We start from the raw sequence: 26826 nt of genomic DNA, 5'->3' as shown, positions 1-26826 counted from the left end.
AAATTTAAGTGAAGTGACTGTAACTTTTAAAAAGGTTGTACTATGAAATATTGAAATTAAATTATTATACAATAAAAAACAAAAAATAAAGGAGATAGAATAAATGAAATTTTTTGACTTATTTAAGACAAATATAACGCCAAGAGGTACACGTGATATAGCTATTGATTTGGGAACAGCGAATACAGTTGTATATGTAAAAGGAGAAGGAATTCAAGTAGATGAGCCTACTTATGTAGCAGTTAATAAAAAAACGGAAGAATTGGAACATATCGGGGAAAAAGCAAAAGAAATTATTGGAAGAACAGCTAAACATACTGAAATTATTCGTCCATTAAAAAATGGAGTAATTTCAAATTATGAAATTACTGAAAGAATGCTTGAAGAATTTTTACATAGAATCAAAAAAGATAAATTTCAAAGTTCGAGAGTTATAATTTGTGTTCCGAGCGGAGTTACACAAGTTGAAAGAAGAGCTGTAATAGAAGTTGTAAAAGATGCAGGAGCCAAAGAGGTTTACTTGATTGAAGAACCAATAGCGGCTGCAATTGGTGTAGGAATTGACTTGTTTGAGCCAAAAGGGCATTTGATTGTTGATATAGGTGGAGGAACTACAGAAATTGCGTTTATTGTATCAGGTGGAGCAGCGTTATCAAAATCAGTTAAAATTGCTGGAGACCACTTAAATGAAGATATTATGGAATTTGTAAAAGATGAATTTAATTTGTTGATTGGAGAAAGAACAGCAGAAGAACTAAAAGTGAATACAATAAGTCAAGAAGATCCTAATTTTGAATATGAAATTAGAGGACGGGAATTAGGAGTTGGATTGCCAAAAAGCATGAAAATAAAAGCATCTCAAATTGATGGGGCAATTAGAAAACATATTGATGCTATTATTGACGAAGTAAGGCTTACGATTGAGGAAATCGAACCTGAAGTAGCGGCAGATATTTATGAAACAGGAATTTTCTTATCTGGTGGTGGAGCAGGCATAAGAATCTTGAAAGAGAGAATCGAAGAGGAATTATCATTGAAAGTAACGGTGGGAGAAGATTCAATTCATGCTGTAGTAACAGGAATTGCAGAAGTATTGACAGATTTTAAAAAGTATAAAAATGTTATTATTTCACCGATGCATGAATATTAATTTAATAATATAGAATTAGGGGAATTTTCTGGAGAAACAAAAAAGAGAATTCCCCTATTAATCCAATATTGAATTATTAACTTAAAAACAAATAAAAAGATAAAATGGTAGAATATGGAAAATTTTGAAAATAAAGATATAGAAGAAACTATAAAAAATAAAATTAATGATATTGAAGAAAAAATTGAGGCAATTATTTTTTTGTCAAAAGAAATGATTACTATAAAAGAGTTAGCACAGTTTTATGGAATGGAATATTTTGAGATAGAGGAAATATTGCGTAATTTAAAGGAAAAACGGAAAGATACAGGAATAAATGTAAAAATTGAAAATGGAATCGTATATCTTGTATCAAATCCACTTTTTGGCTCTGATGTAAAACGATTTTTTAATCCAGAAATGAAATTAAAGAAATTATCTCGTTCAGCAATGGAAACATTAGCAATCATCGCATATAAAGGGCCTATAACTAAAGCAGAAATAGAGCAGATTAGAAGTGTTGGTGTGGATAAGACTATGTCAAATCTATTGGAAAGAAAACTAATTTATATTTCTGGACGGAAAAAAACGGCTGGAACACCGAATTTGTACGAAGTAACAGATGATTTTTATAATTATCTGAATATTCGTGGGAAGCAAGAATTACCAGGAAGTGAGCAGTTTCAAAAAATTGAGATGCTTTACAAAGAAGATGAGAAGGCAGAAAATGAAGACTCAAAAGAGGGAGAAAAATTAAATTCAGAAGAAGATTCGGAACTAAAAGCGAAAGAAGAAATTGAAAAAATAAAAGAGTAGAAAATAAAGAGGTAAATAAAATGAGATTAAATAAATTTATAGCTGAAACGGGATTTTGTTCACGTAGGAAGGCTGATGAACTGATAAACGAAGGAAGAGTTACAGTAAATAAGCACGAGGCGATTATCGGAATGGATGTGAAGCCTGAAGATGTGGTTAAAATTGATGGAGAAAGAGTAAAACTTAATACAAGATATGAATATTACATTTTAAATAAGCCAAAAAGAGTGATTTGCTCAAATGAAGACAAGTTTGGGCGTAGACTTGCAGTAGATTTTATAAAATCACGTGCCAGACTTTTTACTTATGGAAGATTAGACTTTATGACAGAAGGGTTAATTATAATCAGTAATGATGGAGAAGTTTACAATCATGTAATGCATCCACGAAAAAAATTGTATAAAAGCTACATTGCGAAAGTTAGCCGTGAAATTGAAGACAAGGATATTGAGGCACTGCAGCATGGAGTTGTAATTGACGGGAAAAGGACTGCACCAGCAAAAGTTAAGAAAATTGACAAAAAGGAACTTAGAATTGCAATTTTTGAAGGAAGAAACAGGCAGATAAGAAAAATGCTGGAAACATTGGGATATAATGTTAATTCATTAAAACGTATTAAAGTGGGAGAACTTACGCTTGGTAATTTGCAAGTGGGAGAATATCGTGCTTTGAATGAAGATGAAATTAAATATCTAAAAAGTTTATAAATTTTCTGGCAGGAGGAAAAAATTGGGAAATAATAAAAAATCAATCTTTTTAATAGATTTTGATATAACAATCAGTAAAAAAGATTCGACAGATGTTTTGCTTGAAACACATCAGCCTGAATTTAAACAGGAACTGCGAAAAAGATACAGAGCTGGAGAATATTCTATAAGAGAGTTTATAAAATATGGACTAGGCTCTCTAAATATCACAAAAGAGCAGTATATCCAGACTTTACAGGAAAATGTGACAATTGATGAAACTTTTATAGATTTTGTAAAAAGCGGAGCAGAATTTAAAATTGTTAGTGCAGGTACAAGGCTAAACGTACAGGGAACACTTTCAAAATATGGTATAAACTTGCCAGATAGCGAAGTTATATCAAATGATTTAAAATTTAGTGGAACTGATAAAAACCAAATTACTGTGGAAAATCCATTTTTGGACAAGGAAGGCTATTACGGCGTTGACAAGAAGGAAGCTGTAGAAAATTATAAAAAACAGGGCTACACAACTTATTTCGTAGGCGATGGTCCGTCTGATTACAAGGCATTGGAAGTGGCTGATTTTGCTTTTGTGAGAAAAGGGACTAGGGCGGTTAAGTTTTGTGAAGAAAATGGAATTGAATTTTTTGAGTTTGGGGATTTTGACGAGATTTTGGAATATAAAAAAATAAAGCAGTTATAAATTTAATATCTGAAAGAACAATTGATATGAAAAAATGCAGAATGATTTGAATTTTGATAGGAGAAAATATGTTGCCATACGATGAAACAGACCCGCAAGATATTGAAAATTATGCAAAAAAATTGATAGGGAAAACCTTTTATGATATATTAAGAGAATATTTTAAAGACAATGAATTGGAATTAGAAAAAACGTTTAATAAAAATAAAAATAAAGGTAAACTGGGAAACTTAATAGAGGAGTATTATTTTTATTATAAACCTAACAGCAATCCTAATCCAGATTTTCTAAAGGCTAATACAGAATTGAAAGTGACCCCATATATAAAAAATAAAAATGGAGAATTGAAGGCAAAAGAAAGACTTGTAATAGGTATGATTCCTAATGATAATCCGATAGAAACTGATTTTGAAAAATCTCATGTCTTAGAAAAATTACAATTAATTTTATTAATACTGTATTTTCATGATAAAAATAAAGATAAATTGGATTACAGCATTGATTTTGTTAAATTATTTTCAATTTTGGGAGAAAGCTGTAAAAAAGATTTAGAAATAATAAAAAAGACTATCAAATAATAGTTGATAAAATAATTTCTGGAAATGCTCATAAATTGTCTGAAGGAGATACTAATTATTTGGGTGCCTGCACTAAAGGAAGTACAGCAAAAAAAAGTTTGCGAAAGCAATATTATGGAAAGATTCCTGCAAAAAGAAGAGCTTTCTCTTTGAAACAGTCATATATGTCTTATGTTTTAAACACTTATATTGTTGGAAATATATCAACTTATGACTCTATTGTTAAAGAAGACGAAGCTGAACATTTTGAAGATGTAGTTTTGAAAAAGATATATGAAAATACAGGCTTAACAATAGAAGAATTATGTAAAAAATATAATATAGAAAATAAACCGAAACATGTAAATAGTATCTTGATTTACAGAATGTTAGGAGTAAAGAGTGAAAATGCTGAGGAATTTGAAAAGGCAAATATAGAGATTAAAACAATAAGAGTTGAAAAGAATAATCGCACGAAAGAAAGCATGTCATTTCCAGCAATAAAAATAAAAAAATTTGTAAATGAGAATTTTGAAAATTCAGAAATTTATAATTTTTTTTCAGAAAAGAAATTTTTATTTGTTGTGTTTAAAAAAAATGAGACAGATGAATATCAACTTACAGGAGCTAAGTTTTGGAATATGCCAATAGATGAACTGGAAACTGTTGGAATGATGGAGTGGAATTTATACAGGAATAAATTTAAAAAAGGTGTAAATTTTAAAATAGAAAAACAAAAAGATGGGAAAATAATAGTAAGGAACGACTTACCCAAAAAAAGTGAAACTAAAATTTTTCATTTGAGACCACATGCAAGAAAGTCAAAATATGTTATTAATGGCAGAGAATATGGAAATGGAAATTGCAAAGATGCTGATGAATTACCAAATGGAGATAAAATGACAAAACAGAGTTTTTGGCTAAATAATAGCTACATTATTAAAATTATTGAAAATACAATAAAAAAAGTGGAGGAAAAATAATGGAGTTAACAGTTGCAGAGTTATTTGCAGGTGTTGGAGGTTTCAGAGTTGGTTTGAATAAAATAAAGGATTTTGACAAAAAAACAGGATTAGCAAAAGAAAATAAAATATGGGATTTTGTCTGGGGAAATCAGTTTGAGCCTTCAACAAAAGTACAACATGCGTATAATTGCTATGTGAAAAGATTTGGAATAGAAAATAATTCGAATGAAGATATAAATAAAGTTAATAAAAAATCGATACCTGAACATAATTTATTGGTTGGAGGTTTTCCTTGTCAAGATTATTCTGTAGCGAGAAGTCTTAGCGGGGAAAAGGGTATTGAGGGTAAAAAGGGAGTTTTATTCTGGGATATAAAAGATGTTTTGATTGAAAAAAAATCTCCTTTTGTACTTCTAGAAAATGTGGATAGACTTTTAAAATCGCCAGCAAGCAGAAGAGGAAGAGACTTTGCAATAATGCTAAAGACATTTGATGAATTAGGATATTATGTGCAATGGAGAGTTATAAATGCAGGAGATTATTCAATGCCACAAAAAAGAAAAAGAGTGTTCATATTTGCTTTTAAGAAAAATTTGAAGTATGCTAAGGAATTTAGAAAAAATAAGGAAAATATTTTTAATAAAGTATTTCCAGTAATGATAGATTCTGAAAAAGAAATAAATCTGAATAAATATGAAAATATTTTAAAAATAAGTGATGAATATTCAGAAGGAAAATTTTTTGAAAGCGGAATAATGATGGAAGGAACCGTTTTTCATTATAATGTAGATTCAATTAAAGAAGATATTTTTTCTTTAAAGGAAGTTATAGAAAAGGCAAAAAGTTACAATGACTTTGATTTGAAGGAATATTTAGTAACAGATGAAAAACTGGAAAAATGGAAATATTTAAAGGGAGGAAAAAGAATAGAAAGAAAAACAAAGGAAGGACATTCGTATATTTATAGTGAAGGAAATATTGCTTTTCCAGAAAATATGGAAGAACCGGCTAGGACACTGCTTACAAGTGAAGGAACAACAAATAGATCTTCGCATATTATTTATGATAATAAGCAAAAAAAATACCGTACTTTAACTGAAATAGAATGTGAAATAATACAAATGTTTCCGCCAAACTGGACAGATACAATGCCAAAAAGAAATAGATATTTTATGATGGGAAATGCTTTAGTGACAGGTATAATTTCACGATTGGAACCGACTTTGAAAAAAATAATTGAGAATGAATAAAAAGTGTAAGGAGGAAAAAATTAAATGTTAAGCAAAGAAGATGTTTTAAAAATAGCGACACTTTCTAAATTGGAATTTTCAGAAAGTGAAATTGAGAAATTTAGGGTGGATTTGAATAAAATATTTGAGCATATGGAAGAGTTGAATGGGGTTGATACGACTGATGTAGAGCCGCTTTTTAATGTGCTGGACTTAAAAGATAAATTGAGAGAAGATAAAGTTAGGGATGCTGGAATTAAGAAGGAAATTTTAGAAAATTCGCCTAATAAGGATGAGGAATTTATAATTGTACCAAAAGTTGTTGGAGAAAATGCGGATAATTAGAAAAATTGGAAAGGTGGAAAAATGAATTTATACAAAAAAGCAGCTAGCGAACTGGCTGAAATGATAAAGAATAAAGAGATTACTTCAGAAGAAGTTACAAGAAATTTTTTAGATAGAATAAAATCGGTTGAAGATAAGGTTGGGGCTTTTTCTAATATTTTTGAGGAGAAGGCATTGGAACAGGCTCGAAAAATTGATGAAGAAAATAACGAAGAAGGAAGAAAAAATTATGGAAATACAGGACTTTTTGGAGTGCCTGTGGCGTTGAAGGATAATATTGTTTCAAAAGGGGATTTGACAACAGCGGCTTCGCAAATTTTGAAAAATTATGTGGGAGTTTATGATGCGACTGTTGTGAAAAAGTTGAAGGAAGCTGGAGCAGTACTAGTTGGAAAGGCTAATATGGATGAATTTGCGATGGGGTCCTCAAATGAAAATTCGTCAATAAAGTCAGCATCTAACCCTTGGGATTTGGAAAGAGTGCCAGGAGGAAGCAGTGGGGGATCGGCAGCTGCGGTTGCGGCTAGTGAAATACCTGTTGCTTTGGGAACAGATACTGGTGGAAGTATTAGACAGCCTGCGAGCTTGACTGGAACTGTGGGGATAAAGCCAACTTACGGAAGAGTTTCGAGATATGGGCTTATGGCATTCGGTTCTTCGCTGGATCAGATTGGGGCTTTGGCAAAAAGTTCACAAGATTTGGCAAGAGTTATGCAGATAATTTCAGGATACGATGAAAATGATCCGACAACTGCAGATGTGGAAGTGCCAGATTATTTATCTTTGCTTGAAAATGATATAACAGGATTAAAAATTGGGCTTCCAAAAGAATATTTTTCAGATGAACTGGATAAATCAATAAAGGAAGTTGTGGATAAAACTGTGGAAACATTGAAAAAACTTGGAGCGGAAGTGAAGGAAGTATCGTTGCCTTACACAAAATACGCAATTTCCACTTATTATATAATTTCATCGGCTGAGGCCGCTTCAAACTTGTCAAGATATGACGGAGTGAGATATGGGGTTAGAAAAAGTGATGAAAATATTGAGGAAATGTATGTAAAATCACGAACAGAAGGTTTTGGAGATGAAGTTAAGCGTAGAATTATGATTGGAAATTATGTGTTAAGTTCTGGATTTTATGATGCTTATTATAAAAAGGCTTCACAAGTTAGAAGATTAATAAGAGATGATTTTTCACGAGTTCTTTCAGAAGTCGACTTGATTTTGACACCAGTTTCTCCGACAACAGCATTTAAAAAAGGTGAAAAAAATACAGATCCTGTTCAAATGTATTTAGCTGATATCTACACAGTTTCAGTAAATATGGCAGGATTGCCTGCAATATCAGTGCCAGGTGGCTTCGTAAATGGACTTCCTGTGGGAATACAGCTGATTGGAAATTATTTTAGGGAAGACTTATTGTTTAATGTGGCAAATAAATTTGAGAAAGAACGTGGAGAGATAGAATATCCAGAACTTTAAAAAAGTGGAGGAAATATGAAGAAGATAAAAGTAATACTATTTTTGATGTTGAGTGTCTGTATTTTATCAAGCTGCGGGAAAAATAACTATGAAAATAACTATGAAAATAAGGAAAATCAAGGTGTTATTAAGGCTAAAAGTTATGAAGAAGTTCCTGAAATTGATTTTTCAATTAAAGACAAAAATCTTGCTAAAAAGGTAATAGAAAATATTGCTCAAAACCCTAATAAAATAGATATTTATAATAATATGGTGCTAGTATATACGTCAGAAATAAATCCAGATGGTTTTTATACATTTTATACGTCAACTTTTTTAGATAAAAATAATAAATTCTCAAAACCAATGGAAAAAAAATTAAATGAGTTTATTATGGTAGAATCTGGTAAGGATTATTATGAAAACTTTTATAAAACAATTGTTCCTGAAGTAAAAAAAATGATAAAAAAAGATTCTGAAAATAATTATAAAGATTTGGATAATAGTGCTCAAGATTTTATTGATTCTTTAGATAAAAAAGTGGCTGTTATGAAAGATATAGTAAAGTATTATAATGAGAAAGAATATCAAAAAGATAATTATGAAAAGGGAAAAAATTATCTGAGCAATATATTGCAAGTTATGAAGAAACAGAAATAAAATATAACAATTTTTATAAAAAATTTAAAGAATATGTTTATATCTTGATGAAACATAATTTAGAAGAAGTGAAGGGTAATAAAGTTTCAGAAAATATAATAAAAACTGTAATATTAACGGATATGTTAATGGATGAATTTGCAGGAAATGGTTCTAAATTAGTAGATATATCTCCAGCACTTATATATAAAATACCTAAAGAAGATAAGTTTGGTTATATAAATAATCTGAAAAGCATAGAGAAAACTTTAAAAATTGTAATATCAGATATAGAAAAAGTTAATAAAGATAAAATTGTGGCAAATAATATTAATTTAGACAAGTATAACGAATTTGTTAATAAAATAAAAGAAATTTCTGCTTTAACAGAAAAAATAATTGATAAAATTCAAAATCAAAGAAATGAAGAAATAAATGAGATGATTATTGAATATTTTAAAAGAAGACAGGAAATGTTAAATTTATCTAAAAATTTAAAATAAGAAAGGGAAAAATTAAAAAAATGAGTATGGAATATGAAACAGTCATCGGACTAGAAGTGCATTGTCAATTGAAAACGAATACGAAAGTATGGTGTTCTTGTGATGCGGATTATGATAATAAAGAGCCTAATACTGCGGTATGTCCTATTTGTACAGGGCAGCCTGGGGCTTTGCCGAAGTTGAATGAAAAGGTGTTGGATTATGCGATAAAGGCCGCACTTGCACTTGGGTGTGAAATAAACAGGGAGAGTTATTTTGATAGAAAAAATTATTTTTATCCTGATTCGCCAAAAAATTATCAAATTACACAGTTTTTTAAGCCTTATGCTGAAAATGGAGTTTTGAAAATTACGACGAATAGTGGGAAGGAAGCAAGTGTCGGGATTGAAAGAATACAGATTGAGGAAGATACGGCGAAAAGTATTCATACGGCTTCTGAAACTTTGCTAAATTATAACAGGGCCTCTGTACCGTTAATTGAGATTATTTCAAAGCCTGAGATAAAAAATGCTGAGGAAGCGTATGCCTATTTGAATACATTGAAGGATAGGCTGAAATATACAAAAGTCAGTGATGTAAGTATGGAACTTGGATCACTTAGATGCGATGCTAATGTTTCTGTTAGAAAAAAAGGTGAAACAAAACTTGGAACTAGAACGGAAACTAAGAACTTGAACTCATTTAAGGCGGTTGTGAAGGCGATTGAGTATGAAACAAACAGACAAATTGAAGTGCTTGAAAGTGGAGGGCGTGTAGTTCAGGAAACAAGACTTTGGGATGAGGAAAATGCAGTTACAAAGCCGATGAGAAGCAAAGAGGAAGCGATGGACTATAGATATTTTCCAGAGCCTGACTTACCAGCGATTATCATTACTGAATCAAGACTTTCAAATGTAAAGGATGAAATGCCAGAATTTGCAGATGAGAAGGCAAAAAGATTTATTAATGAGTATAAATTGAATGAAATGGAAGCGGCTACTCTTTCGTCAGAGCAGGAACTGGCTGAATATTATGAAGAAGTTGTAAAAGTTTCGGATGATTCAAGACTTGCGGCAAACTGGGTATTGACAGAAATTTTACGTGTGCTAAAAGAAAAAAATATTTCTATTGAGGAATTTTCTATTGAGTCTGAAAATATTGGAAAATTAATTAAATTGATAAAAGCTAATACGATTAGTTCAAAAATTGCAAAAGATGTATTTGAAATATTACTTTCAGAAAATAAAGATCCTGAAATTATCGTAAAGGAAAAAGGGCTTGTGCAAATTACAGACAACAGCGAAATTGAAAAGATTGTAGAGCAGGTGCTGGCTGAAAATCCTCAATCTGTGGAAGATTATAAGGCTGGAAAGAGTAACGCATTAAAATATCTTGTGGGACAGTCAATGAGGCTTTCTAAAGGTAAAGCCAATCCGCAAATGATTAATGAAATGATTTTAGCAAGACTTGAAGGTTAATATTGGTTAAATTAGGAGAAAAATGAAAAAGGGTAATAAAAAAAGTAGTATTATTGACAGGGCAAAGTCAAATATAGAAAAGAATAGAAAAGATCAGGAAACTGAAAAATTTTTGAAGATATTTTTGAAATATTTAAATACATTCAGAGGAAGATTTGGTTTATTGGTTTTGTTTACAACTATAGGATTTATTGCAATACTTGGAAAAGTTTACAGTATTCAGACAAAAGGTGGAAACAAATTAAGAGATGAAGGAGAAAAACAGTATTCATCAAAAAGCTTTACTAAAGCTAAAAGAGGGAAAATATCCACAAGTGATGGACAGGTTCTAGCTTATGACAATGAGCAGTTTATTATTAATCTTGATCCCGGCTTGATTGAAGAAAAAAATATTAATACAGTGCTAGAAATGTTGAAAACATATATTCCTAATCTGGAAACTGAGAAATATAAAAATGAGTATTTAAAACGTAAAAATGAACAGAAAAAATATCTGAAAATTGATTATATAATTCCTTATAATACAAAAATAGCTATTGAAGCTGAAATTGATAATGATATTAAAAATGTGAAAACTCTAAAAAAAGAGGGATATAAAAGAAGATATAAAGGTGTAACGTTTGAAACAATGTTTACAAGAAGTTATGTTCAAAATAATGCTTTTCAAGAGACAGTAGGATTTGTTAATAAAGAAAACAGAGGTATGTACGGAATTGAAAAGTATTACGATAAAGAGCTTTCAGGTAAAACAGGTATTACGACGGGGCTTAGAAAAGTTCCAAAGGCATTGCAGGAAATTATGAAATTTGGAAAAATGAAGAAATCAGAAGACAGGAAAGAAGAAGAAGGTAATAATCTTGTCCTTACTATTGACAGTTTTATGCAGGATGCTCTTAATAGCGAACTGGAACAGGCATATGTAGACCATAAGGCAGAATCGGCAATGGGAATTTTGATAGAAGTGGAAACTGGTAAAGTGATTGCAATGTCTTCGTATCCTAAATCAGAGGATAAATCAAATATAAAAAATAGAACTATTACAGATTTTTTTGAACCAGGGTCTATATTTAAGCCTATAACAGTTGCAATGGGTCTTGAAACAAAAAAAATTGATGAAAATACACAGCTTTATACAGGAGGCTCGATAAGAGTAGATGATAGAACACTTAGAGAACATGATAATAGTGTGAGTGGTAGTTTAAGCCTAGCTGATGCGATTGCAAAATCTTCAAATGTAATAATGGTAAGAATAATGCTAATGTTGAACAATGATACTGTTCTTAATTATTTTTCAAATCTTGGATTAGGAACAAAAACAGGTATAGACACTTATTTTGAATCAACCAAAAAACTTGTTGAATCCAAAAAATTAAACAAGGTAGGAAGATCAACAATGGGTTATGGACAAGGAATTTCAATGACGCAGATTCAGATAATGATGGCATTAAATGCGGTTATTAATGATGGGAAGTTATTAAAACCTTATTTGGTGGATAAAGTGGAAGATAGTAAAGGAAATATTGTCAAACAGAACAAACCTGTTGTAATAAGAAAAGTGTTTAGTGATGAAGTTTCAAAATTAAGCCGAAGATATATGGAAGCGAGTGTAACTAGAGGAACTGGTAAAGATGCATATATTGCTGGTTATCGTATTGGTGGAAAAACAGGGACTGCTCAAAAAGCAGAAAAGGGAGGATATAAAAATTTACATGTCAGCTCGTTTTTTGCATTTTTTCCAGTAGACAAGCCTAAATATGCTATATTAATAACAATTAATGAGCCTAAAGGAAACTTTATTTATGGTTCAGAAGTTGCTTTACCGTCAGCAAGAAATGTATTGCAAAAATTAATTAATCATAAAAGAATCCAGCCAAATGGTCAAGTTAAGACACTTATTAAGAATACTGGATTTGTTGAGCAGGAAGTAAAAAAAGATTTAGGAAAAATTAAGAAAGATTTTGAAAAAAATATTATGCCTGATTTGACAGGAATTAGTCTTAGGGAATTTTTGTCAATTTATCCGCAAGGGAAATTTTCACAATATGAGATTACTGGAAGTGGAAAGATTATTTCCCAATTTCCTGAAAAAGGAACTAAACTTGATAAACAGACGAAGATACAGATAATGTTGGAATAAAAGTATTTTTTATAAAAATTAATTGAGGAAGAAATGTTAAGGGGTAAAAATGTATTATTATGAAATTTATGTGGAAAATAATCAGGGAATATATACGTATAAATCGGAAGAGAAGTATGAAATTGGGCAATGGTGCATTGTTAATTTTATAAATAAGGATAAAATGGGGCTTATTGTAGCAATTGTTAATGAAAATCAGATTCAGTTTGATATTTCAAAAGTGAAAAAAATTAAGGATGTTGCCCCAGTTTTATCCATTCCATCCGATATTATGCAGCTTATAAGATGGATAAAAAATTATTATATAAGTGATTATTATAGCGTAATAAAGTCAGTTTATCCAGGAGCATTGAAGTTAAATTATTCCAAAAAAGCCATTTTTCAAAAGGAATTTTCTGAAAATAATGAAACTTTGGAAGTGGAAAAAATTGAGGAAATAAAAAAATTTAACGAATATATGAAAAAACGTCAGGAAGTTACGGTTGCAACTTTGAAAAAGAATTTTTCTAGCGAAATTGTGGAAAGAGCTGTAAATGAAAAGGTTATTTCGATTGAAAAGAAAGTTATTTTAAATTCTAAAATTTCAAAAAGTGAAAAGGGAAAAAGTGAAATTGTAGAAAAGGAAATTATTTTGAATGATGAGCAGCAAAAGGCTGTGGATACGATAAAAAATAGTAAAAATCAGATTTTTCTGTTAAAGGGGATAACTGGTTCAGGGAAGACGGAAATTTATATTAATTTGATAAAGGAAGCCTTGAAACAAGGGTTTGGCAGTATTTTTCTGGTACCTGAAATTTCACTTACAGTTCAGATGATACAAAGGCTTGAGGAGGAATTTCACAATGAAGTGGCTATTCTTCATAGCAAACTTACAGACAAGGAAAAGCGGGAAGAGTGGACTTTCATACGAAATGGCGAAAAGAAAATTGTGATTGGAGCAAGATCGGCGGTTTTTGCACCTGTTCAGAACTTGAAATATATTATTGTGGATGAGGAGCATGAAAATACCTATAAGCAGGAGAATAATCCACGGTATCAGGTAAAAAATGTGGCGATAAAAAGGGCATTTTTGCAAAACGAAAATTTGAAAAAAGATGAAAAACTTGAAAAAAATAATGAATTAGAGAAAAATGTTAATTTGGAAGAAGCTGAAATTGTAAAAAGTGAAAAGATAAAAGTTATTTTAGGTTCGGCAACTCCATCTTTTGAAACTTATTATCAGGCACAGCAGGGCGATATTGAATTAATTGAGCTCACAAAAAGGTATAAGAATGCTAAATTGCCAAAATTTAAAATTGTGGATTTGAATGAAACAACAGAAAATTTTTCAGAAGAATTGCTAAATAGGATTTCTCAGACTTTACAAAAAAATGAGCAGGTTATCTTGATTTTGAACAGAAAGGCATTTTCAAATTTGCTAAAATGCAAGGATTGTGGAAATATTCCAACTTGTCCGAACTGCAGTATTTCCTTAAACTATTACAAATATGATAATAGTCTCAAATGCCATTACTGTGGATATGAAAAACGCTTTAACAACGCGTGTGATGAATGTGGTGGGCATAAAATGAGGCAAATTGGCGCTGGGACGGAAAAAATTGAAGAGGAATTAGCGACGGCGTTTCCATCGGCAAGAATAGTAAGAGTAGACTCTGAAAGCATAAAGACAAAGCAGAATTATGAAAAAACCTACAACGACTTTAAAAATCACAAATACGACATAATGCTCGGAACACAGATTATTGCAAAGGGACTGCATTTTTCAAACGTAACATTAGTCGGAGTAATTAATGCTGATATAATCTTAAATTTTCCAGATTTTCGGGCCTCGGAAAAGACTTTTCAGCTATTGACACAGGCTTCAGGGCGTGCAGGACGTGGAGAAAAGGATGGGGAAGTGATTATTCAGACTTTTAATGGCGAAAATGATGTAATAAAAAAAACAATTAAAAGTGATTACGAAGGATACTACAAAAACGAGATGATTATGCGAAAAATGTTAAATTATCCGCCTTTTGGACGAATTATAATTTTGGTAATTTCGGCAACTGAAGAAAATTTGGTAATGGAAAAAGCCAAAATTTTGCGTGAAGAAATTATAAGAAATGTAAACGCAGCTATGAACTTGACTTCAAATGATTTTATTTCAGACGCTTTTAAATCCCCAATTTACAAAATAAACGGCAGATACAGATACCAAATATTTTTTAAATTTGAAAGAGAAAATATCTTAAAAATTAAAAAAATCATAAAAAAATGTGTAGGCAAATTTCGGGAAAGAGAAAAGAAAGTCAGGGTAACAATTGATGTAGATCCTGTAAATATGATGTGATTTTTTTGAAACTTAATGTATTTTGAAGTGGGATTTTTTGGATTCTGCTTCTTTTTTTATTTTGAAAATTTTGTGATTGAATTTTTTTGGAAAAAATGATATAATACTTTTGAATAAAAAACCTGCTTTTAGGTTGTAGTAAAAATGCGAAAAAAAAGCTCTGTTCTTGTTGAATGGGGCTTTTTTTTATGTTATAATTATTTGTCAAGGGTCGCAACCTTGATACTACAATTTATAAAAGCAGGGAGGTGGTTGCAATGGCAAATTGGGATTTGACTGTTTTGGCTGTTATAATCATATTGTTTTTGATTTTTAGCAGTTAAGATTAGCAGTTGAATTCTTGTCTTGTTGTCCTACCTTTTGCCTGCCAGTTGAACTTTGCTGGCGGGTTTTTGTAGAGTGAAAAAGTAAATATAAGGAAATTCTAATCAAAAACCCCTAAAAATAAAATTTGGAAATTATAAGTAATTGTTATAATATAATAAATAGAATATGGGATAGGAGTTGATTTTTATGAAGAAATTGATTTTGATTGTGTTACTTGGAATGACAGTTGTAGGATGCAGTGCACATGATATTGCTCTCTGGAAAGATTCAGATCGGCGAGCAGCTGAAAGAGGTATAAGATGTTATGAGAATGAGAATGGTTATTATTACTGCAAGGACAAATATGGAAATCGAACTTATTGATATGTGATTTAGGAAGAATGTACTGATGAATGTGGAAGTGGAATTTTTAAGATTCTGCTTCTTTTTTTGTTGTATAGTAAAACTAGTTTAAAACAGAACTCAAAAATTATGACTATTTTACTCAAACCCTAAATTATATAATTTCTATCAGTTCAATTTTAAATGGGTTCGAGTATAGTTATAAAGTTTAGTATTATAGTAAAACTTATTTAAAACCAAAATCAAAAGCTATGACTATTTTACTCAAACCCTAAATTTATATAATTTTAGCAGTTTAATTTAAAATAGGTTTGAGTATAGTATAAAATATTTTTTGTGTATATACAAAAATAATTCTTTACAAATAAAATTTTTTATAGTATAATATTTTTACATACAAATATAAGAGATAAAAAAGTAAAATATACAATAACATTCTTAGAAAGGAAATACAAAAATGGACTTTAATTTTATAATAGAAAATATTCCTAAATATTTAGAAGCAATGAAATTGACTGTGATTATAGGAATTTTTGGAATTATATTTTCAATATTGATTGGAATAGTTTGTGCATTGGTGCTTTATTATAGAGTTCCAGCTGTTAGGCAGATTGTGGGAATTTATATTGAACTTTCGAGAAATACGCCACTTGTAATACAGTTATTCTTTCTGTATTTTGGGCTTCCAAAAATTGGAATTACGTTTAATTCGCATATTTGTGCTGTGATTGGATTATCTTTCCTTGGCGGAAGTTACATGTGTGAGGCATTTCGGAGCGGATTGGAGTCGGTTACGAAAGGGCAGAGGGAATCTGGGTTAAGCATTGGACTTACAGAATCACAGCTTATAACTAACGTAATATTGCCACAGGCATTTACGGTTTCATTTCCAGCGATAGCGGCAAATATAATATTTCTTTTGAAAGAAACTTCAGTAATAGGGATTTTGGCTTTAATGGAACTGATGTATCTGACACGGGATTTGATAGGGCTTTATTATAAAACGAATGAAAGTCTGTTTATGCTTGTTGTAGCATATTTGATTATTATTTTACCAGTTTCGTTTATTTTAACAGTAATTGAAAGGAGAATAAGATATGCAACTGTCGGGAATTGATGTTATTTTTAAAGGAGTCAATTTGCAAAGGCTTATGGGTGGGCTTATTGTAACGGGACAAATTGCTCTTGTTTCCATAGTATTTTCAATATTGTTTGGATTAATTCTAGGAATAGTTATGACTTCAAAAAATAAGATTATTTATGGAATATTGAAGTTTTATCTGGAAAGTATGAGAATCATTCCCTTGCTTGTGTGGCTGTTCATAATTTATTTTGGAGTTGCAAAAGGCTTTGATTTGCATATTGACTCAGAAACTACGACAATAATAGTGTTTGTGATATGGGGAACAGCTGAAATGATGGATATTGTGAGAGGAGCAATTATTTCTCTTCCAAAAATTCAAGGGGAAAGTGCAAAGGCTTTAGGACTTGATACAAGCCAGGTTTATAGATATGTGCTGCTTCCACAGGCTGTAAGAAGAATTGCACCTGCAGCGGTAAACCTTATAACAAGAATGATTAAGACAACTTCACTTGCGATTTTTATAGAAGTTGCAGAAGTTCTAAAAATAGGACGGCAAATTATAGAGTTTTCAAGCAGGAAAAATCCGATGGCACCATTTTGGGTGTATCTGTTCATATTTTTTCTATATTTCATAATTTGTTATCCAATTACATTATTATCAAAAAAAATGGAGAAAAAATGGGCTATTTAAAAAATAAAGGAAACGGAGGTAAACAAAATGGCAGATTCGGAAGTTTTATTGGAACTTTCTGATATAAAAAAAGAATACAAAAAAGGCATACCCGCATTAAAAGGAGTTTCACTTTCAGTAAATAAAAGCGAGGTTGTAGTAATATTAGGACCTTCTGGATGTGGGAAAAGTACACTTTTAAGATGTGTAAACGGACTTGAAGAAATTCAGTCTGGAGAAATAAAATTACAAGGAAATGTTATTAATAAAGATAAGACAAAATGGCATTTAATACGTCAGAGAATAGGAATGGTGTTTCAAAGTTACGAATTATTTGATCATATGACAGTTATGCAAAATCTTCTGTTAGGACCGCTTAAAGTACAGAAAAGGGATAAAAAGGAAGTTACGGAACAAGCAGAAAAATTGCTGGAAAGAGTAGGGCTTCTGGATAAAAAGAACTCATATCCAAGAGAACTGTCAGGAGGACAAAAACAAAGAATAGCAATTATAAGATCACTATGTATGAATCCAGAAATAATGCTGTTTGATGAGGTTACAGCGGCACTTGATCCCGAAATGGTAAGAGAAGTGCTGGATGTAATGCTGGAACTGGCAAAGGAAGGAATGACAATGATAATCGTTACTCATGAAATGGAATTTGCTAAAGCAGTTGCGGATAGGATAGTATTTATGGATTCTGGAGAAATCGTTGAAACAAATTATCCGCTGGAATTTTTTAGAAATCCAAAAACTGAAAGAGCTAAGAAATTCTTAAATATATTTAATTTTGAAAAGAAAGATAAGGTGGAATCAGCTTTGTTGATATAAATAAAAAATTTAGTAAAACAATTTAGTGAATGCTAATTGTTGAAGGGAGAATGAAAGTATGAAAAAATTATTAGGATTTAGAAAATTGAATTTATTGGCACAGATATTGATTGGTGCGTTATTAGGAATTTTGGTTGGACAATTATTTCCGTCGTTTGCTAAAGAGTTAAAAATACTGGGAGTGCTGTTTACAAGTTTAGTTCAGATGGTTATTGTACCGCTTGTATTTCCGTTAGTTGTTCTGTCAATAGTTACAATGAAAAATACTAAAAAGTTTGGAAATCTTGCATTCAAGACATTTTTACACTTTTTCTCAATTACAACGTTAGTAATCACGCTTAGCCTTATTTTAGGGAAAGTAACAGGAATTGGTGCAAATATAAAAGCTGGAAGCATTTCCACAGAAGCTATTAAAGATGTTGCTTCTAACATTAATTTGAGCGATTTCTTAACATCAATTGTACCTAAAAATGTATTTACAGCATTTGCAGATGGAAATCTTCTACCGGTTATATTTTTTGCGGTATTTCTGGGAATTGCCTTAATTGCTGTTGGAGATGACAATAAACCTGTGATAGCATTCTTTGAATCTTGGATAAAGGCTATGTATAAGATTGTAGATTATGCCATTGCATTTGCACCTGTGGGAGTGTTTGGGCTGATTGCAAGCAATGTCGCAAAAACTGGACTTGGAGATTTGTATCTGTTAGGACAGTTTGTAATGCTTCTTTATGTTGGATACTTGGCAGCTCTATTAGTCGTATTTCCGATTATTGCATACATATTCAAAGTTCCTTATTTAAAATTATTATCAAATATTAAGGATTTGGTACTAATAGCTTTTACAACAGGAGGTTCTGCAGTAGTTTTACCGACACTTCTTGAACGTAGTGAAGAAAATGGAATATCTGAATCAGTTTCAGCTTTTGCTACACCGCTTGGATATTCATTCAATCTTATTGGAGCCTGCATTTATATAAGTTTATCAGTAACATTTATAACAAACTTGTACTCAACTCCGCTTACATGGGGTCAATTAATACCGTTAATATTATTTTTGACAATAATTACAAAAGGAATTGCAGCAGTTCCATCTGGAGCATTGGTTGTACTGCTTGCGACTGCAACACAGCTTAATTTACCTGCAGAGGGTATTGCCCTGATTGTATCAGTTGACTTTTTGGCAAATGCTGGACGTACAGCAGTAAATGTAGTTGGAAACACACTTATTCCTGCGATTATTGAAAAAACTGGAGAATATGAAGTTGTGGAAACAGAGGAAGTGTATGATGGACTTCGAGAAAATACGGCTGTAGTTGAATAAACTTTAAAAATAAAAATAGAAAGGATGAAAATATGTCAAAAGTATATATAATTCATGAAAATATGGATTGGACAAGACATCTAACTGCAAGGCTGGATGAATTGTCAGTTCCTTATGAAGAACTGGATTTGTCAGAAGGAATATTAAATATAGGAAAAGAGCCTGAAAAAGGCGTGTATTATAATAGAATGAGCGCTTCTTCACACACAAGAGGGCATAGATATGCACCAGAATTAACGGAGCAAGTCTTAACATGGCTCGAAAACAAAGGGACAGAAGCAGTTCGTGTAATTAATGGGACATCTGCTATAAATCTTGAAGTGAGTAAATTGAAACAATACATCTTACTGCAAAAGGCAGGGATAAATACTCCAAAAACATTAGGAGCTGTGGGAAAAGATCAAATTTTAAATGCTGCAAAGGAACTTGACACATATCCTTTTATCATAAAGCACAACAGAGCTGGAAAAGGTCTTGGGGTAAGACTTATAAGAAGTTATGAAGAACTTGACAATTATGTAAATGGAAATGATTTTGAAGATTCTGTTGATGGAATAAGTTTGATTCAGGAATATGTGAAGTCTGTGGACGGACATATCATAAGAGCTGAATTTATAGGTGGAAAATATCTCTATTCCGTAAAAGTTGACTCAAGCGATGGATTTGAACTATGTCCAGCAGATTCGTGCCAGATAAATGATAAATTCTGTCCTGTAGGAGAAGAAGCCACAGAAAAATCAAAATTTAGAATTATTGAAAGATTGCCAGAAAATCAAATTGAAAAATATGAAAAATTTTTGAAAGAAAACCACATAGATGTGGCGGCAATAGAGTTTATCATAAATGAAAACAACGAAGTTTTTGTTTATGACATAAATACAAATACCAACTACAATGCCGACGCTGAAAAAATAGCTGGAAAATATGCTATGTTGGAACTAGCTAAATATTTAAAAGATGAATTGAAAAAATTAGGATAAGAAATTACAAAAATATTAAATAAACTTGGAGGTAATTATGAAAAAGAATTTTGAAAGGTTTGTAAAAATTATTGCAATCTTAGTTTTAGGAGTATTTGCAATAAGCTGTGGAAAAGGTGGAAAGGGAAGTGCTGAACCAGGGTCAATTGAGGCTATAAAAAAAGCAGGAAAAATAAGAATAGGAGTATTTGGAGATAAGCCGCCATTTGGATTTGTTGATGAAAATGGGAAAAATCAAGGTTATGATATTTATTTGGCAAAAAGGCTTGCAAAAGATTTATTAGGTGACGAAAATAAAATAGAATTTATCACATTAGAAGCTGCAAACAGAGTAGAATATTTATTATCAAATAAAGTTGACATTATTCTAGCGAATTTTACAGTAACAGACGAAAGAAAACAAAAAGTTGATTTTGCAAAACCTTATATGAAGGTATCATTAGGGATTGTTTCACCAGAAGGTGCTCCAATAAAAGATGTGAAGGAGCTGAAAGGTAAAAAATTAATAGTTAACAAAGGAACAACAGCAGAAATCTACTTTACTAAAAATCATCCAGATATAGAATTACTAAAATATGACCAAAACACAGAGACATTTAACGCATTATTAGATAAAAGAGGAGCTGCACTTGCACACGATAATACTCTAGTATTCGCATGGGCAACAGAAAATCCAGGATTTGTTGTGGATATTAAACAGCTAGGGGACCAGGACTACATTGCTCCAGCTGTAAGAAAAGGGAACAAGGAACTGTTAGACTGGCTAAATACTGAAATAGATGCTCTTACTAAGGAAGGATTCTTTGAAAAAGCATATAAAGCCACTCTTGAGCCTGTTTACGGAAATAAAGTTGATCCAAAAACAGTAATTATCGAAAATAAATAGACAGATAAATCATAATTTATAAAAATAAAAAAAGTAAACTGCTTCAGAATATTGAGGCAGTTTTATTTTTCTTTTTGCTGGATTACAAATAATTATTCATTTGAATATAAAATACTAAGAGTAGTTATAAAAAATCTCATTCTATTTTTATTTTTTATAAAATATAGAAAATTTAAGCAAATTATGGTATCATTATAGTAAAATCAATTTGATTTATATATAAAGATTTAATTTGAAAAGTATACTCAAACCTATTTTAAATTAAACTGCTAAAATTATATAAATTTAAGGTTTGAGTAAAATAGTCATAGCTTTTGAGTTTGGTTTTAAATAAGTTTTACTATAATATAAATAAGGCGGAAATGGATATGAAAACATATAACTTGCTTTATGAAAATTTAGAAAAGGTGAAAATAAAAGGAGTTACAAAAACAAACATTCCAAAATTTAGGAAATTGGGAGTTTTTACACTTTATGACTTGCTTTATTTCTTTCCAAGAGCTTATGAGAATAGGAGCAATCATAAGAAAATTGCGGAAATTCTGGCAGATGAATTTGTGATTTTACAGGGAACGGTTGTGAATGTGGTTAATCAGTATATAAAGGCTGGAAGAACTATGTTTCGAGCGGTTTTGAGTGATGATAGCGGAATGATTGAGCTTGTGTGGTTTAATAACAGGTTTGTGAAAAATGGTATTCACATTGGCGATGAGATTACAGTTTATGGGAAAGTGAGAAAGACTGTAAAATTTCAGCTTGTAAATCCTGAGTATAAAAAAATCAATCAAGCTAATTTTGATATGCAGGAACAAAAGCAGATATTACCTATTTATCCGTCTACTGAGTCGCTCAGACAGCAGGCAATTAGAAAAGTTATGGAAAATGCCTTAATGGATTACGGATATTTGTTGCAGGAAAATCTACCAAAGGAATTTTTGCAGAAAGAGAAACTGCTTGGAAGAAAAGAGGCGGTTTTAAATATTCATTTTCCAGAAAATGAGGAAAAACAAAGCAAAGCACGGAAAAGATTTATGCTGGAGGAAATTTTACTTCTGGAAATGGGAATTTTACAAAATCGTTTTAGTGTTGACAAGGCAAATAAGAATATTTATAAACTTGAAGACAACAAAAGTCTTGTGAGCAAATTTATAAAGGGTCTGGATTATGATTTGACAAAAGCTCAGAAACGTGTAATAAAGGAGATTTATTCTGAATTAAAGGCTGGAAAGATTGTAAATAGGCTTATTCAGGGGGATGTTGGTTCTGGAAAGACGATTGTTTCATTTATAATGCTTCTTTATATGGTGGAAAATAATTATCAAGGGGTAATTATGGCACCAACAGAAATTCTTGCTACACAGCATTATTTAGGAATTGTAGATGAATTTATGAATCTTGACATACGAGTGGAACTTTTGACTGGAAGTGTGAAGGGAAAGAAAAAGGAAAAACTGCTAAATGAGATAAAAGAAGGACTTGTTGACATTGTAATTGGAACACATTCTCTAATAGAGGACAATGTAATTTTCAAAAATCTTGGGCTAATTGTAATTGATGAACAGCATAGGTTTGGGGTAACACAGCGAAAACTTTTACGTGACAAGGGAAATCTTGCCAATTTGATTGTTATGAGTGCTACTCCGATTCCACGTTCACTTGCACTTACAATTTATGGAGATTTGGATGTATCAATTATTGACGAGTTGCCTGCTGGGAGAAGTCCGATTAAGACAAAATGGATACAAAATGAAATTGACAGACAAAAAATGTATAACTTTATGGAAAAGAAAATGAAAGATGGAAGGCAAGTGTACATAGTTTCGCCATTAATTGAGGAAAGTGAGAGCCTGAATGTAAAATCAGCACAGGAAACATACGAAGAATACATTTCAATTTTTCCAAATAGAAAAATTGGGCTTATGCACGGACGGCAAACTTACAAGGAAAAGCAGAAAGTTATGGAACAGTTTAAAAATCACGAACTTGACATTCTAGTTTCCACAACAGTAATCGAAGTTGGAGTAAATGTGCCAAATGCCTCAATTATGGTAATCCGTGATGCTCAAAGATTTGGACTTTCTTCACTTCATCAGCTACGTGGAAGAGTTGGTCGTGGAAAATACCAGTCCTACTGCTTTTTAGAATCCGAAACAACAAATGAAATTTCAGTAAAAAGGCTGGAAGTTATGGAAGAAACAACAGACGGATTCAAAATTGCCGAAGAAGACTTAAAGTTACGTAATTCAGGAGAAATCTTGGGAACAAGGCAAAGTGGAGTATCTGACATGCTTTTTACCGACATTGTAAAAAATGTGAAGGAAATCAAATTTGTACGTGATTTTGTAATGGAATATCTGGAAAAGAATGATGGAAAAATAGAAAATGAATTTTTGAAACTGGATATTTATAAGAAATTTTTTAGCGATGAAACAAAGTAATGAAATGAATTGTAAAATTATTTTTAAATAAGGTTATTATTATATTTATTTAGTAGTTAGTAAAATATTCTTTAATTAAATTTAATCATTAAGTATCTATCTTAAAGATTTTTAATAATTTATTTATAAGTATTATGATTAATAATAATTTTTTCTATTTTTTTACTCAATTTTTTGTAACGTAAGGGCATTAGACGCCATGCCCTCTTTCGCAATAACAATTATTTTAACATATTTAACTGAGTACTACTTAGAAATAATCGCGAAATGTTCTACGAACTACCCCGCTTTACGCAAAACTTTCTTAATAAAGAAAAAATAAAACTCGCTTCGTAAAAACTACGCTCAGACAGTTATTTTTTCTTTAACGAAATTTTGCTTATTTAATATTTTCAAAATGTTAAAACCTAAAATTTAAATATAATAATTTTTAATAATTTAATATAGAATGTCGTGATTTTTTTGAATGAAAACGACTGTCTGAGCGTTAGCGAGTTTCGTTTTTATTTCAAAAAAATGCTTAGACGAGCCAGGGTTGCAAGGGAAATGGCGATTGATTTCCCTTGCTTTATAAAAAGAAAAAATATGAAATTATGAAAAAACATTTATTAATAATAAACAGTTTTTCAAAAGCTAAATAAAATCCCTTATATAGATACTTAAGAATTAAATTTTATTTTTTAAACAGTGTTTAATATAAGTTAGATTTATTTAATATTACTAATTTATTTTTGGAAAAATTTCAAAATGATAAGGAGAAGTTTTGTGAAACAGTATTTAGCAGATTTTGGACTGCTTTTTGTAGGGATATTTTGGGGACTTGGATTTGTATTTGTGAAGATTGGGCTGAATACAGGAGTTGATCCATTTTATTTGTCAGCGGTTAGATTTCTTGTGGGAGGGCTTATTCTTTATGGGATTTTCTTTAGAAGAGTTGGAAAATTCACAAAAAATGATGTTCTTGCTGGATTAATAGTTGGAATTTTTCAATTTTTTGGATACGCTTTTCAAACTTATGGGGCAATGCTCACGACTGCTAGTAAAAATGCCTTCTTTACTTCGATAAACGTTATAATTGTGCCTTATATTTTTTGGTTTTTGCACAAAAAATGTCCTGATATTTTTGCATTTCTAGCTTCGTTTATTTGTGTAATGGGAGTTGCTGTGATAAGTTTTGATAGGAAGATGAATATTGCAAATCTTAATTTTGGCGATATTTTGACAATTATAAGTGCAGTATTTTTTGCAGGGCAGATTGCTACGAATGGGTATTTCAGCAAAAAAGTTGAGCCTTTAAAACTTGTTGTTATGCAGATGTTTGTTGCAGGAATATTGTTTGTGGCAAATATTTTTATCTTTTCAGATACGAGCAAAATTCAAAAGCCTACAGGAATGATGCTGATTGCGATAATTTATTTAACAATCTTCTCAACGGCAATACCAACAGTATTACAGACATTCTGCCAAAAATATACAACTTCCACAAGAGCTTCAGTATTAATGTCAACAGAATCGCTTTTTGCACCACTTTTTGCATTTTTTATATTAAGTGAGAGGTTATCATTTAGAGTGGCAGCTGGGGCTGGATTGGTACTTTTTGCGGTACTTGTATCGGAAACAAAATTGGGATTGAAAAAAACTCCTCAATAATATATTTTTGAGGAGAAAAATTTATTTTTATTATAAATATATAAGACTGGCTTCAGAGATACAGGAGATACTTATAAATAAAATTATATTCTTTATTTCTTCTTTATTTATAGTTATTATGCTAATAGTAAATTCATCTTTATTCTGAAGAAATAAAAATAACGGTATCAATAAAATTAAACTAGAAATTATAAATAGCATCCAAAATCGCTTTTTTTGAGATGGATTATTGAAAAAAGATTCAAAATAATTAATTATTATTATAAATACAAATGTTAAACGTAATTCATAGAATAAATCTAATGCAAAATTTCTTTGATTAATCTCTGTTTTTTTAAGAACTAGAAGTAAAACTAGGGACAAAACACCAGACATTATTGAAACTATACTGATTTTTTTATTTCAGTTGTTTCTTCAACATTGTTGGAAATATAATTATAAATACCCCCAATAATAAAAAATAAAATTGCTAAATAAAAATTATAAGAAGAGTGCTTTAAATATAGGGAAAATACAAACATAATAGATATAATAATAAATATAAATATGTTGATAAAAATTTTTTCATTTTTATCAATTTCCTTTCGTTGATATTTTTAAATATAATATCATAAAATATTAAAAAAAGAAGTATTTGAGATAAAAAATTTTTTACAAAAGCAAAGCAAAAATTTATTGCAATTTATATTCCAGAAATGCCTATTCTGTTAAATCAAAAATAATATTTATTTTCTATTAAAATTTATCAAATAATATGATAAAATAAAATGGGTAATAATGAGTTTAATAAGGAGAGAAAAAATAAAAATGAAAATAGTTTTATATGGACATCCAACTTTACGTGAAAAATCAGAAAAAGTCGACGTAGTTGATGATAATATAAGAGAAATTTTAGATGAAATGGTTGCTCTTATGAGAAAAGCCAATGGAGTGGGACTTGCTGCAAATCAGGTGGATATTGCCAAAAGATTTTTTGTGCTGGAACACGAAGGAGTTGTAAAAAAAGTTATTAATCCAGAAATTTTGGAGTTTTCTGAGGAAATTGCAGATATGGAGGAAGGATGCTTGAGCATTCCTGGAGTTTTTAAGAAAGTAAACCGTCCTGCAAAAATTAAAGTGAAATATTTGAATGAAAATGGAGAAGAAGTCATTGAAGAATTGGATGAAATGTGGGCTAGAGCATTTCAGCACGAATTTGATCACATAGAAGGAATCCTGTTTACAGACAAACTTTCGGTTATGAATAAAAGATTAGTTGCTAAAAAATTAGATGTTCTAAAGAAAGATTTTGCAAAAGGCAGAATTTATAGGGACTTGGACAAATAAAGT

At 30.7% G+C, this 26826-nt stretch carries 24 protein-coding genes; all 24 read left to right on the top strand.

Annotated features, from left to right (window positions below):
• Positions 1–103: 103 nt before the first annotated feature.
• The 24 genes from mreB to def all read left to right on the top strand — a co-directional run bounded on the left by mreB (position 104) and on the right by def (position 26823).
• Entirely contained in the window at positions 104–1150 is a 1047-nt protein-coding gene (mreB, locus tag FVE75_RS09680) for a rod shape-determining protein (RefSeq protein WP_147006252.1), read from the top strand.
• A 114-nt stretch (positions 1151–1264) separates the two neighbouring features.
• Positions 1265–1945, top strand: a complete 681-nt coding sequence (scpB, locus tag FVE75_RS09675) for an SMC-Scp complex subunit ScpB (protein WP_147006251.1) — start codon at positions 1265–1267, stop codon at positions 1943–1945.
• 20 nt (positions 1946–1965) lie between these two features.
• Positions 1966–2652, top strand: coding sequence for a pseudouridine synthase (locus FVE75_RS09670; RefSeq protein WP_147006250.1), 687 nt, complete (start codon positions 1966–1968; stop codon positions 2650–2652).
• A 22-nt stretch (positions 2653–2674) separates the two neighbouring features.
• A complete protein-coding gene (locus tag FVE75_RS09665) occupies positions 2675–3337 on the top strand; it encodes an HAD-IB family phosphatase (protein WP_147006249.1) in 663 nt (220 codons plus the stop codon).
• Between the two features lie 68 nt (positions 3338–3405).
• The gene (locus tag FVE75_RS11105) at positions 3406–3915 is read left to right on the top strand and encodes a MutH/Sau3AI family endonuclease (RefSeq protein ID WP_197735187.1); all 510 of its coding nucleotides are present in this window, start codon (positions 3406–3408) and stop codon (positions 3913–3915) included.
• 35 nt (positions 3916–3950) lie between these two features.
• A complete protein-coding gene (locus FVE75_RS11100) occupies positions 3951–4877 on the top strand; it encodes a Sau3AI family type II restriction endonuclease (protein ID WP_197735186.1) in 927 nt (308 codons plus the stop codon).
• A complete protein-coding gene (dcm, locus tag FVE75_RS09655) occupies positions 4877–6109 on the top strand; it encodes a DNA (cytosine-5-)-methyltransferase (RefSeq protein WP_147006248.1) in 1233 nt (410 codons plus the stop codon). The genes FVE75_RS11100 and dcm overlap by 1 nt, the downstream gene beginning before the upstream one ends.
• Positions 6110–6133: 24 nt before the next feature.
• Positions 6134–6433 (top strand): Asp-tRNA(Asn)/Glu-tRNA(Gln) amidotransferase subunit GatC, encoded by a 300-nt coding sequence (gene gatC / locus FVE75_RS09650; protein ID WP_147006247.1) that lies wholly within the window; start codon positions 6134–6136, stop codon positions 6431–6433.
• Positions 6434–6454: 21 nt separating this feature from the next.
• Entirely contained in the window at positions 6455–7918 is a 1464-nt protein-coding gene (gene gatA, locus FVE75_RS09645) for an Asp-tRNA(Asn)/Glu-tRNA(Gln) amidotransferase subunit GatA (protein WP_147006246.1), read from the top strand.
• A gap of 15 nt (positions 7919–7933) precedes the next feature.
• Positions 7934–8557: a DUF3829 domain-containing protein gene (locus FVE75_RS09640; RefSeq protein WP_147006245.1), complete on the top strand. Its 624-nt coding sequence runs from the start codon at positions 7934–7936 to the stop codon at positions 8555–8557.
• Positions 8558–8604: 47 nt separating this feature from the next.
• Positions 8605–9039 carry a hypothetical protein gene (locus FVE75_RS09635; RefSeq protein ID WP_147006244.1) on the top strand — a complete coding sequence of 145 codons (435 nt, stop codon included), beginning with the start codon at positions 8605–8607 and terminating at the stop codon, positions 9037–9039.
• A gap of 20 nt (positions 9040–9059) precedes the next feature.
• Positions 9060–10496, top strand: coding sequence for an Asp-tRNA(Asn)/Glu-tRNA(Gln) amidotransferase subunit GatB (gene gatB, locus FVE75_RS09630; RefSeq protein ID WP_147006243.1), 1437 nt, complete (start codon positions 9060–9062; stop codon positions 10494–10496).
• Between the two features lie 22 nt (positions 10497–10518).
• The gene (locus FVE75_RS09625; protein WP_147006242.1) at positions 10519–12633 is read left to right on the top strand and encodes a penicillin-binding transpeptidase domain-containing protein; all 2115 of its coding nucleotides are present in this window, start codon (positions 10519–10521) and stop codon (positions 12631–12633) included.
• A 49-nt stretch (positions 12634–12682) separates the two neighbouring features.
• Positions 12683–14965 carry a replication restart helicase PriA gene (gene priA / locus FVE75_RS09620; RefSeq protein ID WP_147006241.1) on the top strand — a complete coding sequence of 761 codons (2283 nt, stop codon included), beginning with the start codon at positions 12683–12685 and terminating at the stop codon, positions 14963–14965.
• 513 nt (positions 14966–15478) lie between these two features.
• Positions 15479–15655, top strand: a complete 177-nt coding sequence (locus tag FVE75_RS11005) for a hypothetical protein (RefSeq protein WP_172618818.1) — start codon at positions 15479–15481, stop codon at positions 15653–15655.
• Between the two features lie 436 nt (positions 15656–16091).
• Positions 16092–16751, top strand: a complete 660-nt coding sequence (locus FVE75_RS09615) for an amino acid ABC transporter permease (RefSeq protein WP_147006240.1) — start codon at positions 16092–16094, stop codon at positions 16749–16751.
• Positions 16732–17409, top strand: a complete 678-nt coding sequence (locus tag FVE75_RS09610; RefSeq protein WP_006805537.1) for an amino acid ABC transporter permease — start codon at positions 16732–16734, stop codon at positions 17407–17409. The genes FVE75_RS09615 and FVE75_RS09610 overlap by 20 nt, the downstream gene beginning before the upstream one ends.
• A gap of 27 nt (positions 17410–17436) precedes the next feature.
• Positions 17437–18219, top strand: a complete 783-nt coding sequence (locus FVE75_RS09605; protein ID WP_006805538.1) for an amino acid ABC transporter ATP-binding protein — start codon at positions 17437–17439, stop codon at positions 18217–18219.
• Between the two features lie 58 nt (positions 18220–18277).
• A complete protein-coding gene (locus tag FVE75_RS09600; protein WP_147006239.1) occupies positions 18278–19543 on the top strand; it encodes a dicarboxylate/amino acid:cation symporter in 1266 nt (421 codons plus the stop codon).
• 32 nt (positions 19544–19575) lie between these two features.
• A complete protein-coding gene (locus FVE75_RS09595) occupies positions 19576–20523 on the top strand; it encodes an ATP-grasp domain-containing protein (RefSeq protein WP_147006238.1) in 948 nt (315 codons plus the stop codon).
• Positions 20524–20560: 37 nt separating this feature from the next.
• Positions 20561–21409 (top strand): cysteine ABC transporter substrate-binding protein, encoded by an 849-nt coding sequence (locus FVE75_RS09590; protein ID WP_147006237.1) that lies wholly within the window; start codon positions 20561–20563, stop codon positions 21407–21409.
• 368 nt (positions 21410–21777) lie between these two features.
• Positions 21778–23847, top strand: coding sequence for an ATP-dependent DNA helicase RecG (recG, locus tag FVE75_RS09585; protein WP_147006236.1), 2070 nt, complete (start codon positions 21778–21780; stop codon positions 23845–23847).
• A 765-nt stretch (positions 23848–24612) separates the two neighbouring features.
• Positions 24613–25497, top strand: a complete 885-nt coding sequence (locus FVE75_RS09580) for a DMT family transporter (RefSeq protein WP_147006235.1) — start codon at positions 24613–24615, stop codon at positions 25495–25497.
• Positions 25498–26304: 807 nt separating this feature from the next.
• On the top strand, positions 26305–26823 hold the full coding sequence (gene def / locus FVE75_RS09575; RefSeq protein ID WP_147006234.1) for a peptide deformylase: 519 nt from the start codon (positions 26305–26307) through the stop codon (positions 26821–26823).
• Positions 26824–26826: the final 3 nt, after the last annotated feature.

The organism is Leptotrichia hongkongensis (assembly GCF_007990635.1).
Lineage (GTDB): Bacteria > Fusobacteriota > Fusobacteriia > Fusobacteriales > Leptotrichiaceae > Leptotrichia > Leptotrichia hongkongensis.
This window is presented reverse-complemented; position numbering and strand designations above follow the sequence as displayed.